At 70.2% G+C, this 17692-nt stretch carries 15 protein-coding genes and 1 tRNA gene; 11 read left to right on the top strand and 5 right to left on the bottom strand.

Going from position 1 to position 17692, the window contains the following annotated elements; all coding sequences use genetic code 11:
• The first annotated feature begins 119 nt into the window (after window positions 1-119).
• Entirely contained in the window at window positions 120-1919 is a 1800-nt protein-coding gene (locus AC5L3X_RS16165) for an ABC-F family ATP-binding cassette domain-containing protein (RefSeq protein ID WP_494857688.1), read from the top strand.
• Between the two features lie 12 nt (window positions 1920-1931).
• On the opposite strand, the gene AC5L3X_RS16160 is transcribed toward AC5L3X_RS16165, so the two are convergent.
• A complete protein-coding gene (locus tag AC5L3X_RS16160) occupies window positions 1932-2432 on the bottom strand; it encodes a MarR family winged helix-turn-helix transcriptional regulator (RefSeq protein WP_189124077.1) in 501 nt (166 codons plus the stop codon).
• On the opposite strand from AC5L3X_RS16160, the gene AC5L3X_RS16155 reads away from it, so the two are divergent.
• From AC5L3X_RS16155 to AC5L3X_RS16145, 3 genes are all read left to right on the top strand, one after another.
• Window positions 2431-3258 carry a trans-aconitate 2-methyltransferase gene (locus AC5L3X_RS16155; RefSeq protein WP_494857687.1) on the top strand — a complete coding sequence of 276 codons (828 nt, stop codon included), beginning with the start codon at window positions 2431-2433 and terminating at the stop codon, window positions 3256-3258. The genes AC5L3X_RS16160 and AC5L3X_RS16155 overlap by 2 nt on opposite strands.
• Window positions 3259-3380: 122 nt before the next feature.
• A complete protein-coding gene (locus AC5L3X_RS16150; protein ID WP_494857685.1) occupies window positions 3381-4856 on the top strand; it encodes a CYTH and CHAD domain-containing protein in 1476 nt (491 codons plus the stop codon).
• A complete protein-coding gene (locus AC5L3X_RS16145) occupies window positions 4853-6043 on the top strand; it encodes a cytochrome P450 (protein ID WP_494857684.1) in 1191 nt (396 codons plus the stop codon). Before AC5L3X_RS16150 ends, AC5L3X_RS16145 begins: the two co-directional genes overlap by 4 nt.
• On the opposite strand, the gene AC5L3X_RS16140 is transcribed toward AC5L3X_RS16145, so the two are convergent.
• From AC5L3X_RS16140 to AC5L3X_RS16125, 4 genes are all read right to left on the bottom strand, one after another.
• Window positions 6018-6851, bottom strand: a complete 834-nt coding sequence (locus AC5L3X_RS16140) for an NUDIX hydrolase (RefSeq protein WP_494857682.1) — start codon at window positions 6849-6851, stop codon at window positions 6018-6020. The genes AC5L3X_RS16145 and AC5L3X_RS16140 overlap by 26 nt on opposite strands.
• Entirely contained in the window at window positions 6841-8901 is a 2061-nt protein-coding gene (locus tag AC5L3X_RS16135; RefSeq protein WP_494857680.1) for an RNA degradosome polyphosphate kinase, read from the bottom strand. The genes AC5L3X_RS16140 and AC5L3X_RS16135 overlap by 11 nt, the downstream gene beginning before the upstream one ends.
• A 52-nt stretch (window positions 8902-8953) precedes the next feature.
• On the bottom strand, window positions 8954-9910 hold the full coding sequence (locus tag AC5L3X_RS16130) for a TetR/AcrR family transcriptional regulator (RefSeq protein WP_494857679.1): 957 nt from the start codon (window positions 9908-9910) through the stop codon (window positions 8954-8956).
• Window positions 9911-9989: 79 nt separating this feature from the next.
• Window positions 9990-10928, bottom strand: a complete 939-nt coding sequence (locus AC5L3X_RS16125; protein WP_189124083.1) for an acyl-CoA desaturase — start codon at window positions 10926-10928, stop codon at window positions 9990-9992.
• Between the two features lie 314 nt (window positions 10929-11242).
• Between AC5L3X_RS16125 and AC5L3X_RS16120 the strand changes: the two genes are divergently transcribed.
• The 7 genes from AC5L3X_RS16120 to AC5L3X_RS16090 all read left to right on the top strand — a co-directional run bounded on the left by AC5L3X_RS16120 (window position 11243) and on the right by AC5L3X_RS16090 (window position 17674).
• Window positions 11243-11314, top strand: a tRNA-Gln gene (locus AC5L3X_RS16120).
• A 125-nt stretch (window positions 11315-11439) separates the two neighbouring features.
• Complete coding sequence (gene glmU, locus AC5L3X_RS16115) at window positions 11440-12891, top strand: bifunctional UDP-N-acetylglucosamine diphosphorylase/glucosamine-1-phosphate N-acetyltransferase GlmU (RefSeq protein ID WP_494857677.1); 1452 nt, start codon at window positions 11440-11442, stop codon at window positions 12889-12891.
• A 64-nt stretch (window positions 12892-12955) separates the two neighbouring features.
• Window positions 12956-13933 carry a ribose-phosphate diphosphokinase gene (locus AC5L3X_RS16110; RefSeq protein ID WP_494857675.1) on the top strand — a complete coding sequence of 326 codons (978 nt, stop codon included), beginning with the start codon at window positions 12956-12958 and terminating at the stop codon, window positions 13931-13933.
• Window positions 13934-14049: 116 nt separating this feature from the next.
• A complete protein-coding gene (locus tag AC5L3X_RS16105) occupies window positions 14050-14676 on the top strand; it encodes a 50S ribosomal protein L25/general stress protein Ctc (protein ID WP_494857673.1) in 627 nt (208 codons plus the stop codon).
• Window positions 14677-14774: 98 nt separating this feature from the next.
• Window positions 14775-15359 carry an aminoacyl-tRNA hydrolase gene (gene pth / locus AC5L3X_RS16100; RefSeq protein WP_189124087.1) on the top strand — a complete coding sequence of 195 codons (585 nt, stop codon included), beginning with the start codon at window positions 14775-14777 and terminating at the stop codon, window positions 15357-15359.
• A 111-nt stretch (window positions 15360-15470) separates the two neighbouring features.
• Entirely contained in the window at window positions 15471-16910 is a 1440-nt protein-coding gene (locus AC5L3X_RS16095) for a sugar transferase (protein ID WP_494857808.1), read from the top strand.
• A complete protein-coding gene (locus AC5L3X_RS16090; RefSeq protein ID WP_494857671.1) occupies window positions 16910-17674 on the top strand; it encodes a 3'(2'),5'-bisphosphate nucleotidase CysQ in 765 nt (254 codons plus the stop codon). Before AC5L3X_RS16095 ends, AC5L3X_RS16090 begins: the two co-directional genes overlap by 1 nt.
• Window positions 17675-17692: the final 18 nt, after the last annotated feature.

Raw genomic sequence — 17692 nt, 5'->3', positions numbered from 1 at the left:
CACCGAGCCGGTTCTTCCGGCTCGTCCACGACGCTAGATGTTGACGCGACGGCAAGGTCAAGCACCGCTGCTCGACAGCGAGCCGGGAGGGCGCAGGGAGCCGATACCCTGGAAGCGCGATGAATCTGGTCAATCTCGAGTCTGTCTCCCATGCCTACGGGCCCAAGCCGCTGCTCCACGACGTCTCCCTCGGCGTCGAGGCCGGAGAGCGGATCGGTGTCGTGGGCCGCAACGGCGGTGGCAAGACCACCCTGATGTCGCTGATCGCAGGGGATGCGAAGCCCGACAGCGGGCGGGTGACGCACACGCGGGGCCTGAGGGTGGGGTTCCTGTCGCAGCGCGACGACCTCGACCCCGGCCGGACTGTCCGGGAGCTGGTGCTGGGAGGCAGGGCCGAGCACGAGTGGGCCGGCGACCAGGGCGTTCGCGAGCTTCTCGGCAGCCTGATCGGCGATCTCGACCTCGACGCGCGGGCGAGCGAGCTGTCGGGCGGGGAGCGCCGCCGTACGGCGCTGGCCCGGCTGCTGATCGACGAGCACGACCTGATCATGCTGGACGAGCCCACCAACCACCTCGACATCGAGGCCATCGCCTGGCTGGCGGCTCATCTGGCCGCCAGGAAGAGCGCGCTGGTGGTCGTGACGCACGACCGCTGGTTCCTTGACGCCGTGTCCACCCGCACCTGGGAGGTGGTCGACGGGCGGGTCGAGCGCTATGAGGGTGGATACGCGGCTTACGTGCTGGCGAAGGCGGAGCGGGCGCGCATCGCCCAGGCGTCCGAGGAGCGCCGCCAGAACCTCATGCGCAAGGAGATCGCCTGGCTGCGGCGCGGCCCGCCCGCGCGCACGTCCAAGCCGAAGTTCCGCATCGAGGCCGCTCAGGCGCTGATCGCCAACGAGCCGCCGCCCCGTGAGAGCGTCGAGCTGGTGAAGTTCGCCACGGCGCGGCTCGGCAAGACCGTCTACGACCTGGAGGACGTGACCCTCCACGCCGGTGGGCCCGGCAGCGGGCCTCTGGTGCTCGACCGGACCACCTGGCAGTTCGGGCCGGGCGATCGCATCGGGCTGATCGGCGTCAACGGCTCCGGCAAGTCGTCGGTGCTCCGGCTGCTCGCCGACACGGTCCAGCCCGACTCCGGGCGCGTGGTCAGGGGCAAGACCGTGCGGATGGCGCATCTGTCGCAGGAGCTGGCCGAGCTCGACCCCACCCGGCGGGTGCTGGAGACGATCGAGGACGTACGCAAGTACATCCAGGTCGGCAAGAAGGAGTGGACCGCCTCCCAACTGCTCGAACGCCTGGGCTTCAAGGGTGACGCGCAGTGGAAGGTGATCGGCGACCTGTCCGGCGGCGAGCGACGGCGGCTGCAACTGCTCCGGCTGCTCATGGACGACCCCAACGTGCTGCTGCTCGACGAGCCGACCAACGACCTCGACATCGAGACCCTCAACGAGCTCGAAGACCTGCTCGACGGCTGGCCGGGCACGCTGATCCTGGTCAGCCACGACCGCTACTTCCTGGAGCGGGTGACCGATCGCAGCGTCGCGCTCCTCGGCGACGGCAGGTTGTCGCTGCTGCCCGGCGGGGTCGACGAATACCTCCAGCGCCGGGCGGCGGGCGCCGCGCTCACGGCCCGGGTCGGTTCGGCCGTGCCCGCCGAGCGGGTGGCGGCCGAGGCGCCGGCCCAGCCCGCGGGGATGTCGGCCAAGGAGGAACGGGAGCTGCGCAAGGAGCTCAACCGCCTCGAACGCCAGCTCGACCGGCTCAGCGACAAGGAGGCCAAGCTGCACGCCGCGATGGCCGAGGCGGCGAGCGACTACGCCCGGCTCGGTTCGCTGGACGCCGAGCTGCGCGACCTCCTCAGCCAGAAGGACAGCATCGAGGCCGAGTGGCTGGAGGTCGCCGACAGCCTCGGCGACTGACCGCGCACCTCTTCAGGAGTCGAACGGTGTGAGGAGCGTGCGGAGGAGTGCGGCGAGGGTGCGCCGGTCGTCGGCGCCCAGGCCGGAGAGCAGCTCCCGCTCCCGCCGCAGCAGGTCGGAGAAGGCGGCGTCGACGCGCGCCTGCCCCGCCTCCGTCAGGGTGACCAGGACCCCGCGCCGATCCTCCGGGTCGGGCCGGCGGACGACGAGACCGGCCTGAGCGAGCCGGTCGATGCGGTTGGTCATGGTGCCCGACGTCACCAGGGTGGCGCGGAGCAGGCTACCCGGGCTCAGTTCGTACGGCTTGCCGGCCCGGCGCAGCGCGGTGAGCACGTCGAACTCCCAGGGCTCCAGGTCATGCTCGGCGAACGCGGCCCTCCTGGCCCGGTCGAGGTGCCTGGCCAGACGCGACACGCGGGAGAGCACCTGGAGCGGCTCGACGTCGAGGTCGGGGCGCTCTTCCCGCCAGGCCCGGACGAGCCGGTCGACCTCGTCCTGCGGATCCTCGGTCATGACCCAAGTGTACTGTCTTGACATCGAGATAACTATCTCGCTATCAATTATCTCTATGTCGAGAGATATCTGGGATCCAGCGACGTATGCCAGATTCGCCGGCGAACGGTCGCGGCCGTTCCACGATCTGATCGCCAGAGTGGAAGCGGACCGTCCCGATTATGTCGTGGACGCGGGCTGCGGCACCGGCGAACTCACCGTGGAGTTGGCCCGGCGCTGGCCGGAGGCGACCGTGGAGGGCTTCGACGCCTCGCCGGCCATGATCCGGAAGGCGAGGGAGCCGGCGGCGAGGCCCAGGTTCGAGGTCGCGAACGTGACCACCTGGCATCCGGACCGGCCGGTGGACGTGATCGTCGCCAACGCCGTGCTCCAGTGGGTGCCCACGTACCGTGACGTGATCGAGCGCTGGGTGGAGGCGCTGAGCCCCGGGGGCTGGCTGGCCTTCCAGGTGCCCGGCAACTTCGACGCCCCCAGCCACCGCGTCATCCGCGAGCTGTGCGCCTCGCCCACCTGGTCCGACCGGCTCGGCGATCTCGACCGCGACAGCCCCGTGGACAACCCGGTCGGCTACCTCGACCTCCTGTACGGCCTCGACTGCCGGCCCGACGCCTGGGAGACGACCTACACGCACGTGCTGCGAGGGGAGAACGCGGTGCTCGACTGGGTCTCGGGCACCGCCCTGCGGCCCGTCTTCGATCGGCTGGACCCGGCCGAGCGGGACAGGTTCGCCGCCGAGTTGGCCGGGCCGCTGCGCGAGGCCTATCCGAGCCGGGAGTACGGCACACCGTTCCCGTTCCGGCGGATCTTCGTGGTGGCGCGGAAGTGAGCATGGAGCCCGGTGTGTACGTCGCGGATCTCCTGGGCAATGGAATCGAGCTGCCGCCGCCGCGATGATTGTCCGGCTCCAGTGGCATGATTGTCCCCGAAACGGACCTTTTGCGAGGTGCTGTGGGCATCGAGATCGAGGACAAGTTCGACGTTCCGCCCGACTATGAGATTCCGGATCTGAGCGGGCTGGCCGAGGTCGTCGGCCCGAAGAGCCACCGGCTGGTGGCGCTCTACTACGACACCCCGGATCTCCGCCTGGCGGCGCGAGGCGTCACGCTCAGGCGCAGGCGCGGCGGCGACGACGCCGGCTGGCACCTGAAGCTGCCCAAGGCCAAGGGAGCCCGCCAGGAGATCGCCCGGCCGCTGACGCCGAGCACGAAGGTGGTGCCGCCGGAGCTCGCCGAGCTGGTACGCGCCTACACGCGGGGCGCGGAGCTGCGCGCGGTCGCCGAGCTCGACACCCGCAGGAGCGTCACCCTGCTGCGTGACGGCGACACCAGGCTGATCGAGGTCGCCGACGACCGGGTCAAGGGCACCGTGCTCGGCGAGGAGCGCAGGATCGCCCGATGGCGCGAGGTGGAGGCCGAGATCCTCGACGGCGACCGCGCCCTGCTGGCCAAGGTCGGCAAGCGCCTCAGGAAGGCGGGCGCCACCCCGTCCGGCGCGGCCAGCAAGCTCGCCAGGCTCCTCGACCGGCCCCCTTCGCCCGTGGCGGACACCGAGCCGGGCAGCGCGGGCCGGGTCGTCGTCGACTACCTCGCGAGCCAGGTCGCAGCCCTCCTCTCCCAGGACCCCCGCGTACGGCGGGCCGAAGAGGACGCCGTGCACCAGATGCGCGTCGCCTCCCGCAGGTTGCGCAGCGCGCTGAAGGCGTTCAAGACGATCGTGACCGACACCCGCGAGATCCAGGAGGAGCTCAGGTGGCTGGGCACGGTGCTCGGCGAGGCCCGGGACCTGGAGGTGATCAGGGCCAGGTTCGACGGTCTGCTGGACCGGTTGCCGCCCGAGCTGGTCGCCGGCCCGGTCCGGGGCAGGCTCGCCGACGACCTGCTCACCCGTGAGCGGGAGGCGTACGCGCGGATCAGGGACACCCTGAGCGGCCCGCGCTACTACGCCCTGCTGGACCGGCTCGACACGCTGGTGACCGAGCCGCGGCTGGCCAAGGCGGCGGCGAAGCCGGCCCGCAAGACGCTCACGAAGGTGGCGACCGCCGGCTGGGACCGGGTGACCAAGGCGTACGACATCGCCCAGGAGACCGAGGATCCGGCGCAGCGGGTGATCGCCCTGCACGACGTGCGCAAGGCGGCCAAACGAGCCCGTTACACGGCGGAGGCGCTCGAACCCACCCTCGGTGACCAGCTGGGCGAGCTGGCCGAGCTCGCCGAAGGCGTACAGGAGGTGCTGGGCGCGCAGCGGGACGGCGTGGTCGCGCAGCAGACGCTCGCCGAGGAGGCGGAACGCGCCCGCCAGGCGGGGGAGGACACCTTCACCTACGGGCTGCTGATCGGCCTCGAACGCGCCGCCGCCGAGCGGGCTGACACGCGGTTCCCCAAAGTGTGGGCGCGGACCGTCAAAGCTGTTAGGAAGGTGATATGAATGACATTCCCATCGTGCCCTTCGCACGCAGCGACCCGCTGAGCGTCCCCGCGGCCTACCGCGAGCTGCGGGAGCGGGAGGGCATCGCCAAGGTCCGCACCCCGATGGGCGACGAGGTCTGGCTGGTCAGCGGCTACGAGGATACGCGCGCCCTGTTCGCCGACGGCCGGCTGAACCGCTCCCACCCCGAGCCCGGGAGCGCGGCCCGCGTCTCCGCCTCCGCCCTGATCGGCGGCCCGCAGGGCGACGCCGCGACCGAGAAGGCCGAGCACGACCGGATGCGCAGGTTGTTCGTGCCGTCGTTCTCGGCCCGCCGCATGAAGGCCCTCAGAGAGCACGTCGGCACCCTGGTCGACGAGCGGCTGGCCCATCTGGCGAAGCTGACACCGCCCGCCGACCTGCACGCCGAGCTCTCCTTCCCGCTTCCCGTGCTGGTCATCTGCGAGCTGCTCGGCGTGCCCTTCGAGGACCGCGACTACTTCAGCGGCGTCTCGGCCCGGATGGGCGACGCCACGGACGAGGCCCTCGGCCTGGCCGCCCGCGAGGAGATGGGCGCCTACATGGCCGATCTCATCGAACGCAAGCGGCACACCCCGGGAGAGGACGTCCTGTCCGACCTGGCCGGTGAGCTGGACGACGACGGGAAGATCGCGCAGCTGGCCGGCGGGCTGCTGTTCGCCGGGCACGAGACGACGGTCAACCGCATCGACTACGGCGTGCTGCTCCTGGAGATGAACCCCGGCCAGCGCGCGCTGCTCAGCGCCGACCCGGGGCTGGCCGCCGCCGCCGTGGAGGAGATCCTCCGGCTGGCCGCGCCGAGCCTGCACGGCCTGCCGAGGTACGCGCACGACGACATCGAGCTGGGCGGGGTCACGATTCGCAAGGGCGAGGCGGTGCTGCTCATGACCGGTGCGGCGAACAGGGACGAGCGCGTCTTCGCCGAGCCCGACGCCTTCGACCTGCGCCGGCCGTTGAGCGATCCGCATCTCAGCTTCGGCTGGGGGCCCCGGTTCTGCATCGGGGCGAGCCTGGCCCGGGTCGAGCTGGAGGCCGTGTTCGGCAGGCTCTACCAGCGCTTCCCCGACCTGCGCGTGGCTGTGCCGGTGTCGGAGCTGCGGCGGTCGGAGGGGCGCATCACGGAGGGGTTCGCGGAGCTGCCCGTCACGTGGAGTGCCGCTCCACGCTGACCACCCGCTCGCCGATCCGGTGCACCACGGCGAACGCGCCCTTGCGCAGCCGCGTCTCCTCACCGGTCAGTGCGCGGATCAGGCCGGGCAGCACCTTGCGGTGGCTGCACACGGCCGCCGGCCAGCGCAGCGACCGCACCAGCGCGGGCGTCTTGCCCGGGTCCTGGCTCTCCTCGCCGAGCAACGGCTCCAGACCGATCTCCATGCCGTACGGCTCCAGCGTCTGGACGCAACGCAGGCTCGGCGAGCTGAGCAGCGTCTCGGGCCGGTAGGCCGGCAGCACGGTGGCCAGGGTCGCCGCCTGAGCCCGGCCGTCGGGGTCGAGCGGCCGGAGCGCGTCGTCGCCGCCCCACTCCTGCCGGGCGCCCGCGCTCGCGTGCCGGACGAGGACGAGGGGGACGGTGTCGAGCGGCGCGGCAGAAACGGCGCGCAGCAGACCCGCGTCCCACTCGTAGCTGAGCAGCGCGGCGGCCTCGTCGGCCGGCAGCCAGCGCAGCTCGTCCACCTCGTCGCCCGGCACGAAGTCGTCCCGCGCCAGCACGCGGCCCACCCAGTAGTCGACCCGTTTCGTCCGGCCCTGGCGCAGGTAGTGGGCAGGCGGCAAGGGGCGGCCGAGCGACACGCTCAGGCCCGTCTCCTCGCGCACCTCGCGCAGCGCGGCGGCGATCACGTGCTCGCCGGGCAGCAGTTTGCCCTTGGGGAAGGTCCAGTCGTCGTAGCGCGGCCGGTGGATGACGGCCACCTCCGGGCGGCTCTCGTCGCCCCGCCACACCACGGCTCCCGCGGCCCGCAGCGGATCAGTCGTCAACGGTCCTCCAGCGGTGGGTGCCGATGAGGTGACTCTGCAGGTCCTCGCCGGGGTGGCGGGCCCACGTGCCGTCGGCGTTCAGCCACCACGTGTTCGTGGTGTCGGCCATGGCCAGGTCCATCAGCCCGATCAGGTACGCCTTGTGCTGCTGGGCGGTCACCTTGACCAGGGCCTCCACGCGGCGGTCGAGGTTGCGGCGCATGAGGTCGGCACTGCCGATCCACACCTCCGGCCGCCTGCCCAGGCCGAACTCGTAGACGCGGGAGTGCTCCAGGAACCGCCCCAGGACCGACCTGACCCGGATGTTCTCCGACAGGCCGGGCACTCCGGGGCGCAGGATGCAGACGCCGCGTACCCACAGGTCCACCGGCACGCCGGCGCGGGAGGCGCGATAGAGCGCGTCGATGACCGGCTCGTCCACCAGCGAGTTGGTCTTGATCCTGATCCGGGCGGGGCGACCGGCCCGCTGGTGCGCGATCTCCCGCTCGATCCGGGCCAGCAGCCCGGCGCGCAGCGAGTGCGGCGCGACCAGCAGCCGGCGGTAGGCCGAGTGGTGGGAGTAGCCGGTCAGGTGGATGAACAGGTCGGTGACGTCCTCGCCGACCAGCGGATCGGCAGTGAGCAGGCCGAAGTCCTCGTACTGCCGGGCGGTCTTGGGGTTGTAGTTGCCGGTGCCGATGTGGCAGTAGCGGCGCAGCTCTCCGGAGGGCTCCTGGCGGACCACCAGGGCCAGCTTGCAGTGCGTCTTCAGGCCGACCACGCCATAGACCACGTGGCACCCGGCGCGCTCCAGCTTGCGGGCCCAGCTGATGTTCGCGTGCTCGTCGAAGCGGGCCTTGATCTCGACGACGACCACCACCTGCTTGCCCGCCTCGGCCGCGTCGATCAGGGCGTCGACGATCGGCGACTCGCCGCTGGTCCGGTAGAGGGTCTGCTTGATCGCCAGCACTCTGGGGTCGGCGGCGGCCGTCTCGATGAACTTCTGCACGCTGGTCGAGAACGAGTCGTAGGGGTGGTGGACGAGCACGTCGCGCTCGCGCAGCAGGCCGAACAGGTCCTCGTCGGCGCCCACCGCCTCGGCGGGCACGAAGGGCCGGTAGCCGAGCTCGCCGCGTTCGAGGTCCGCGATGGCGTGCAGGCCGGTCAGGTCGAGCGGGCCGGCGATGCGGTAGATCTCGTACGGCGCGACGCCCAGCTCCTCCACCAGGAGGTCCAGCACCTCGGGGGAGATCGTGTCCTCGACCTCCAGCCGGACCGGCGAGCCGAAGCGCCGCCTGAGCAGCTCCTTCTCCAGGGCCTGCATGAGGTTCTCGGTGACGTCCTCGTCGACGTCGAGGTCCTCGTTCCTGGTCACGCGGAAGACGTGATGCTGGACGATCTCCATGCCCTTGAAGAGCTGCCCGAGATGCGCCGCGATGACGTCCTCCAGCGGGACGAACCGGTCCTTCGACACGGGGACGAACCGGGGCAGCTGCGAGGGCACCTTCACCCGCGCGAACACCGTCTGGTCGTTGGCCGGGTTCCGCACGACGACCGCCAGATTGAGGCTGAGCCCGGAAATATACGGAAACGGGTGGGCAGGGTCGACGGCGAGCGGCGTCAGGACCGGCCGGACCCGCTCCCTGAACAGCTTGCGCAGCTCCGTGCGCTCCTCGCGGCCCAGGTCGTCCCATCTGACGATCGCGATGCCCTCGGCGGCGAGCTGGGGGGAGATCTGCTCGTGGAAGGCGGCCGCGTGCCGCCTGGCCAGCCCGTCGGCGATCGTCGCGATCCGCGTCAGCTCCTCGCGCGGTTTGAGCCCGCTCTTGGTCCGCAGCAGCAGACCGGTCGCCATGCGACGTTTCAGCCCCGCGACCCGGACCCGGAAGAACTCGTCCAGGTTGCTCGCGAAGATGGCCAGGAACCGCACCCGTTCCAGAAGTGGTACGGAGGGGTCCTCGGCCAGTTCGAGCACGCGCTCGTTGAACTGCAGCCAGCTCTCCTCGCGGTTGAGGAACCTCTCCTGAGGCAGGGCCGGCTCGCCGTTCCGATCGAGCATTTCGACGGACATATCCGGAATATGCCCCGTCAGATTGAACGGAACGTTAACTACGCCGCAACGGCTACTCCTGCTGGTCAGGCTGGCCGGGCCGGGCGGCGAGCCGAGCCTCCCGCTGACGCAGCTTGTCCTCGCGCTCGCGGGCCTTCTCGGTCTCCTTCCGGAGGCGTTCGCGCTCCTTCTCGGCCTCCTTCTGCAGGCGTTCGCGCTCCTTCTCCGCCTCCTTCAGCGCACGTTCGCGCTCCTTCTCGGCTTCCTTCAGCAGGCGTTCGCGCTCCTTCAGCTCACGAGCCCGGAGCTTCTCGGCCTCACGGAGGTCGCGCTGGCGAACCTTCTCCGCCTTCTCCAGCTCCCGCTCCCTGGCCTTCTCCAGCTCGCGTAGCTCCTTGTCGCTGGAACGGGGCTTGGCGGCGGCCGAATGTGTGCGGGTGGTGACGGTGATGGCCGGCTGCGGGTTGAGGTTGGTCAGGCCGTTCCACGCCAGGTTGACCAGGTGCGCGGCCACCTCCTCGCGCCCCGGCTTGCGCACGTCGAGCCACCACTGCCCGGTCAGCGCCACCATGCCGACCAGCATCTGGGCGTACATGGGCGCCAACTTGGGGTCGTAGCCGCGGCCGGCGAACTCGTCGGCGAGCACGTCCTCGACCTGACTGGCGATCTCGCTGATCAGGCTGGCGAACGTGCCCGTGCCCGACGCGGCGTGCGAGTCGCGCACCAGGATGCGGAAACCCTCGCTGCTCTCCTCGATGTAGCGCAGCAGCGCGAGCGCCGCCCGCTCCAGCTTGATCAGCGAGTGGCTGGCGGACAGCGCCTCGGTGATCATGCCGAGCAGCTTCTGCATCTCGCGGTCGACGACCACCGCGTAGACGCCCTCCTTGCCGCCGAAATGCTCGTACACCACCGGTTTCGACACCTGGGCGGTCGCCGCTATCTCCTCGATGGAGGTCCCGTCGAACCCCTTTTCGGCGAACAGCGTGCGGCTGATGTGAATCAGCTGCTCTCTTCGCTCTCTTCCGGACATGCGCCTACGAGATCGGGATTCGGTCACGGTTTCCATAATGGCGCTGCCGGGCGCGGGACCGGTCACCAAGGTGCCGTGGTCAGGCAACCCGCTTCGCCGCCAGCCGCTCCGGCGTGGGCCAGCGCACGTCGTGGGCCCAGCCGAGCTTCTCGAACATCCTGATGACGCCCGCGCTCAGGTCGATCTGCCCCTTCAGCACGCCGTGCCTGGCGCAGGTGGGGTCGGAGTGGTGCAGGTTGTGCCACGACTCGCCGAACGACGGGATGGCCAGCCACCACACGTTCCGCGACTTGTCGCGGACCTGGAACTCCTCCTCGCCGAACACGTGGCAGATCGAGTTGATCGACCACGTCACGTGGTGCAGCAGGCCGATGCGGACCAGGGTGCCCCAGAAGAACGCGGTCAGCGCGCCCTGCCACGACCAGGTGAGCAGCCCGCCGAGGATGCCGGGCAGCACGAGCGAGGTGACGGCCAGCGCCGGGAACGCCTTGTGCAGCCTGACGACGTCCGGGTCCTTGCACAGGTCGGGCGCGTACTTGTCGCGGTTGGTGCGCTCGGCGTCGAACATCCAGCCCATGTGCGCGTAGAGCAGGCCCTTGGACATCGACTTGAAGCCGGGGCCGAAGCGCCACGGGGAGTGCGGGTCGCCCTCCTTGTCGGAGAACTTGTGGTGCTTGCGGTGCGTGGCCACCCAGTCGAGCACGGACATCTCCAGTGAGAGGCTGCCCGCGATGCCCAGCGCGATCTTCAGCGGGCGCTTGGCCTTGAATGATCCGTGGGTGAAGTAGCGGTGCAGCCCGACGGTCACGCCGAGTCCGGTGACGACGTAGAAGACGAACGCGATCGCGATGTCCGTCCAGCCGAGCCCCCATCCCCAGGCGACCGGCACGGCTGCCGCGATGGCGATCAGGGGCAGTCCGACCACCAGGGCGAAGGTGACGAGCTCGGTCTTGGTGCGGACTTCTGGGTCGGCATCGGGTTTGGGTGTCGGCGTCGGACGCTCGGAGAGAACGGTCATGGGCTACCTCTCACGGCATGTATGGGGATGATTGTCCGGCTACGCAACCGTAACCTACGCCATCGTAAGTTAGGAAGACCTAAGCCACGAATATGAGATAGGTGACGCTCCGCCTTGCGATGAGAGTCGGATTCGTGGCTTGCCGGGGGTCCGGTTTTCTGCTAGTCGACTGCCCTACCCATCGAGGGCGGGGCCAATCGGAGGAGCCGATCGGCCGTGACATGACGGTGATCCGATGCGACGCGAATCCCGGCGCGCGCCGACGCGCGGGATCGGTATCGTAGATGTGTCGGACGCGGCCAGTGTCCGATTGATCCCGGATCGTCTAATCGGCAGGACAAGTGGTTTTGGTCCACTTTGTAGGGGTTCGAGTCCTCTTCCGGGAGCTCTGAGATTCTCCCCCGGCGCGAATGAGCCGGGCCCAGGCAGGTATCCTCACGGTGTCGGGAGGGTTGCCGTGCGGTGGTCGTACGAATGCCCTGATCTGTCCAGTCACAGGGAGCCTCAGTCCGTGAGTGTGCCGCGCCCGGCAGCCGTCATCGTCCTCGCCGCGGGCGAGGGCACCCGGATGAAGAGTCAGACCCCCAAGGTCCTGCACGAGGTGTGCGGCCTCGCGCTGGTCGACCACATGCTCGCCGCGGCCCGCGACCTCGGGCCCGAACGGCTCATCGTGGTCATCGGCCACGCCCGCGAACGCGTCGGCGCCCACCTGGCCGAGTCCAGCCCCGACGCGCGCGCCATCGTCCAGGCCGAGCAGCGCGGCACCGGCCATGCCGTGCGCACCGTGCTGGAGGAGGTCGGCGAGATCGACGGCACGGTCCTCGTCACCTACGGCGACGTGCCGCTGCTGCGCACCGAGACCCTCGCCGAGCTGCTCCAGCGGCACGAGGGCGACGGCAACGCGGTCACCGTGCTCACCGCCGAGGTGCCCGATCCGACCGGCTACGGGCGGATCATCCGTGACTCCTCGGGCGCCGTGCTGGAGATCGTCGAGGAGAAGGACGCCAGCGCCGAGCAGCGGGCCGTCAAGGAGATGAACTCCGGCATCTACGCCTTCGACGGGCGGCTGCTCGCCGACGCCGTCAAGCGGGTGTCGACCGACAACGCCCAGGGTGAGGAGTATCTCACCGACGTGCTGTCCATCCTGCGCGAGGACGGCCACCGGGTGGGCGCGCACGTCGCGGGCGACTACGCCGAGGTCGAGGGCGTCAACGACCGGGTCCAGCTGGCCTTCGTCCGTCAGGTGCTCAACCGGCGGCTGCTGGAGCGGCACATGCGCGCCGGGGTCACGGTCATCGACCCGTCCAGCACCTGGATCGACGTCAGCGTACGCATCGAGCCCGACGCGGTCGTCCACCCCGGCACCCAACTGCACGGCCACACGGTCATCGAGGCCGGCGCCGAGGTCGGGCCGGGCACCACGCTGACCGACACCCGGGTCGGCCCCGGCGCGGTCGTGCGCAACGCGGTCTGCGACGACGCCGTCATCGGGCCACGAGCCAGCGTCGGCCCCTACGCCTACCTGCGGCCCGGCACCGTGCTCGGTCAGGCGGCCAAGGCCGGTACGTTCGTCGAGATGAAGAACACCCAGGTCGGCGACCGTTCCAAGGTGCCGCACCTGTCCTACGCGGGCGACGCCACCATCGGTGACGACGCCAACATCGGCGCCGCCGTGATCTTCGTCAACTACGACGGGGTCGCCAAGCATCGCAGCATCGTGGGCGACGGCGCCTTCGTCGGCTGCGACACCATGCTCGTCGGCCCGGTGACGGTCGGCGACGGCGCCTACACGGCGGCGGGCTCGATCATCGACGGCGACGTGCCCCCCGGCGCGATCGGCGTGGCGCGCGCCCGGCAACGCAACATCGAGAAATGGGTCTTGCGCAGGCGCGCGGGCACGAAGTCGGCGGCGGCCGCCGAGCGGGCGCTGGCCGAGCAAGAACAGCAGGAGAGTGGCAAATGACCGGGCATGTTGAGGTCATCAACAGGCACCGCACCGAGGTCATGAGACCGACGAAGGAGAACTCATGACCAGCATCAAGCAGCCGGGCGAGAAGAATCTCATGCTCTTCTCCGGCCGCGCCCACCCCGAGCTGGCCGAGGAGGTCGCCGAGCACATCGGCGTCTCGCTCACCCCCACCAAGCTGATCGACTTCGCCAACGGCGAGATCTACGCCCGCTACCTCGAGTCGGTCCGCGGCTGCGACGCCTTCGTGATCCAGAGCCACACCGTCCCCATCAACAAGTGGATCATGGAACAGCTCATCATGGTCGACGCGCTCAAGCGGGCCTCCGCCAAGCGCATCACCGTGGTCATGCCGTTCTTCGGCTACGCCAGGCAGGACAAGAAGAGCCGCGGCCGCGAGCCCATCACGGCCAGGCTGATGGCCGACCTGTTCAAGACCGCCGGCGCCGACCGGTTGATGTCCATCGACCTGCACACCTCGCAGATCCAGGGCTTCTTCGACGGCCCCGTCGACCACCTGTTCGCGATGCCGGTGCTCGAGAGCTACCTCAAGAACCGGCTCGACCTGGCCAACACCACCGTCGTGTCGCCCGACACCGGGCGCGTGCGGCTGTCGGAGCGCTGGGCCGACACGCTCGGCACCCCGCTCGCCTTCATCCACAAGCGGCGCGACCTCGACGTCGCCAACTCGGTGAAGGTCAGCGAAGTGGTCGGCAAGGTACGCGGACGCACCTGCGTGCTGATCGACGACATGATCGACACCGCGGGCACGATCTGCAAGGCGGCCGACGCCCTCTACGAGCAGGGCGCCACCAACGTCATCACCGCGGCTACCCACGCGATCTTCTCCGACCCCGCGGTCGACCGGCTGAAGAACTCCCGCATCAGCGAGGTCGTGGTGACCAACACGCTGCCGCTGGCGCAGTCCGCCCGGTTCGACACACTGACCGTGCTGTCCATCGCGCCGTTGATCGCCCGGGCCATCACCGAGGTCTTCACCGACGGCTCGGTCACCAGCCTGTTCGAGGGCGACACGTGACCGGCGAAGGCCGCCGCCCGAGCCGGTAGACTGGCCAGGTTGCGCTCGTAACGCCTTCCGCTAGGGCGGGTGAGGGGGAGCGCCCAACATCCGATCTCGCATCCCTAGGAGATGTCGTGTCCGAAGTACGTATCGCCGCCGAGCCCCGCACGGAGTTCGGCAAGGGCGCCGCTCGCAAGATCCGCCGCGCCGACAAGGTGCCCGCCGTTCTCTACGGGCACGGCATCGAGCCCAAGCACCTGACCCTGCCCGGTCACGAGGTGCTCCTCGCACTCCGCACGGCCAACGTGCTGATCCGCCTCCAGGGTGACGGCGTCGACGAGCTCGCGCTGCCCAAGGGCGTCCAGCGCGACCCGATCAAGGGCTTCGTCGAGCACGTCGACCTGCTCCTGGTCAAGCGCGGCGAGAAGGTCACCGTCGAGATCCCGGTCACCACGGTCGGCGACGTCAACTCCGAGGGCCTGCTTGACCAGCAGCTCGTCTCGATCGCCGTCGAGGCCGAGGCGACCCACATCCCGACCGGTGTCGAGGTCGACGTCGAGGGCCTGGTGATCGGCACCGTCGTCACCGCCGGCGACCTCAAGCTGCCCAAGGGCACCACGCTGATCGCCGACTCCGAGGCCGTGGTCCTCCACGTCATCGCCAAGCCGGTCGAGGCGCCGGCCGAGGAAGAGGGTGTCGAGGGCGAGGCCGCCGAGGCCGCCGAGGTCGCGGGCGCCGAAGAGGCCGCCTCCGCCGAATAGCCACCGGGCGACGGGGCAGCCGATCCGATCGGCTGTCCCGTTTCTCTTGAAGGTCGCTCGAAGGTCGCTGAGGTCGCTTGAGGTCGCTGAGAGGAAACATGGACCGCTGGTTGATCGTCGGACTGGGCAACCCGGGTGCCGAATACGCGGGCAACCGGCACAACGCCGGCTTCATGACTCTCGACGAGCTGGCCGCCAGGGCCGGTGGACGGTTCAAGGTCCACAAGAGCCGGGCCGAGGTGCTGGAGACCCGCGCCGCGGTGCTGGCCAAGCCGCTGACCTACATGAACCTGTCCGGCGGCCCCGTCAAGGCGCTGTCCGACTTCTACAAGCTCGCCCCCGACCGGCTGATCGTGGTGCACGACGAGCTCGACGTCCCCTACGGCGCGCTGCGGGCCAAGCTCGGCGGCGGCGACAACGGCCACAACGGCCTCAAGTCGATCACCAAGTCCCTCGGCACCCGCGACTACCTGCGCGTCCGCTTCGGCATCGGCCGTCCGCCCGGCCGCATGGACCCCGCCGCCTATGTGCTGAAGGACTTCGGCACCGCCGAGCGCAAGGATCTGCCGTTCCTGGTCGACCGTGCGGCCGACGTGGTGGAGTCGCTGATGGAACGCGGGCTCGAAGTCACCCAGAACGAGTTTCATCGGGCCGATCTCAAGATTTCCGGCCCTCCTCGCTGATCATCGCATACAGCCGTTCGGCTGCCTCGGCGGTCGCATACCGCTACCATCTGGTGACTGTCTGCTATCCGATGGTCACGTGGAGGCGCGTTGAGCGACGGCGAAGGGCTGATGACCGTCGTCAGTTTCGATCCTGACGCGTCCTGGCGGGTCAGCCCACGCCTGCCTGGCTGGGTGCGCGCCTACCGTGCGCGGGCCGTGGTGATCGACTTCCTCGGGGGCGCCGCCGGGGCCAGCGCCGCCTTCTTCGGGCGGTTCGGTGAGATCACCCCCTACGTCACGCCGTACATCCTGGTGAGCGCGGCGATGCCGCTGGTGTGGGTGTGCGCGGTCGCGCTCAACCGGGCGTACGAGCCCCGCATGATCGGCATCGGCTCGGAGGAGTTCCGCCGCGTCCTGCAGTGCGGCGTCGCGCTGACCGCCGCGATGGCCATCGGCTCCTATCTGACGAAGACCGACATCGCCCGCGGCTACGTCGTGCTGGCCCTGCCGCTGGTGACACTCCTCACCCTGGTCTTCCGCTACGCGCTGCGCCGCTCGCTGCACCGGCGCAGGGCGCGCGGGGCCTGCATGCGCAAGGTCGTGGCGGTGGGCCACGCCGCCTCGATCGGCGAGCTCGTGGAGCTCTTCCGCAAGGAGCGTCACCACGGCATGGAGATCGTCGCGGCCTGCCTGCCGCGCGACGTGCCTGGCGACCTGGTCGCCGGCGTGCCGGTCGCCGGTGACTTCAGCGACGTGCCGATCGTCGTCGACCAGCTCGACGCCGACACCGTGGCCGTGCTCGCCTGCCCCGAGATGGACGGGGTGGCGCTGCGCCGGCTCGCGTGGCGGCTTGAGCGCACGCACACCGAGCTGGTCGTGGCCCCGGCCCTGATGGAGGTGGCGGGGCCGCGCACCACGATCAGGCCCGCCGCCGGGCTGCCCCTGCTCCATGTCGAGCACCCCGAGCTGGCCGGCGCCCGGCAACTGGTCAAGAACGTCTTCGACCGGCTGGTCGCCGCCGTGCTGCTGGTCGCGCTGGCCCCGCTGCTCCTCATGATCGTCGCCGCGGTGCGCGCCACCAGCCCGGGGCCCGCGCTGTTCCGGCAGACCAGGGTGGGCAAGGACGGCCGGCCGTTCACGATCGTGAAGTTCCGCACCATGCGACTCGGCGCCGAGCACCAGAAGTTCGCCCTGGTCAACGAAGGTGACGGCGTGCTGTTCAAGATCCGGGACGATCCGCGGGTGACGGCTTTCGGCGCGCTGCTGCGGCGCCACTCGCTCGACGAGCTGCCGCAGCTGATCAACGTGGTCTGCGGGCACATGTCCCTGGTCGGACCGCGCCCGCCGCTGCCCGAGGAGGTCGCCCGCTACGGCGACGACGTGCGCCGGCGACTGCTGGTGCGGCCGGGGCTCACCGGGCTCTGGCAGGTCAGCGGCAGATCCGACCTGTCCTGGGAGGAATCCGTACGTCTCGACCTGCGTTACGTTGAAAACTGGTCCCTCACGCTCGACCTCCAGATCCTGTGGAAGACTTGGTCGGCTGTCGCCCGCGGGCAAGGAGCATATTGATGATGATTCGCGACGATCACGCTCTCGCCGCCGACCTGGCGACCGAAGCGGGCGAGCTGTTGCTGGGCATCCGTGAGCGTGACGGCTTCGGCGACCCCTCCGCGCTGCGAGCCGAGGGCGACCGCGCCTCCCACGTCCTGCTGATGGAGTCACTCGCACGGCTGCGGCCGAGCGACAGTGTCCTGTCCGAGGAGGCCACCCGCGAGGAGCGGCTGGACCCGCGCAGGCTCGCCGCCTCCCGGGTGTGGATCGTCGACCCGCTCGACGGCACCCGCGAGTTCGCCGAGGAGGGCAGGGCCGACTGGGCCGTCCACGTGGCGCTCTGGGAGCAGGGGGGGCTGGCCGCCGGAGCGGTGGCGCTGCCCGCTCAGGGACGCGTCCTCACCACGGCCGAGCCGCCCAAGTCGCTCACGTTCGAGGGCGGCCGGTTCCGCATCGCGGTGAGCCGCACCCGGCCGCCCGAGTTCGTGCAACGGCTCGCCGCTCTCGTGGGCGCCGACCTGGTGCCGATCGGGTCGGCGGGCGCCAAGATCTCGGCCGTGCTGACCGGCGAGGTCGAGGCGTACGTGCACGCCGGAGGCCAGTACGAGTGGGATTCGGCCGCGCCCGTGGCCGTCGCGCAGGCGGCCGGGGCCCACGCCAGCCGGATCGACGGCTCGCCGCTGACCTACAACCAAGCAGACCCGTCCCTACCCGATATCCTGGTTTCCCTACCTGACTTGGCGTCAACCCTGCTCGCCGGGATTCGGGACCTGCACCGCTAGAACGCCGGAGGAAGCTCT

Source organism: Nonomuraea sp. CX421, from assembly GCF_059358955.1.
The sequence above is the reverse complement of the archived record's forward strand: the minus strand, read 5'-3'. Positions and strand labels throughout refer to the sequence as shown.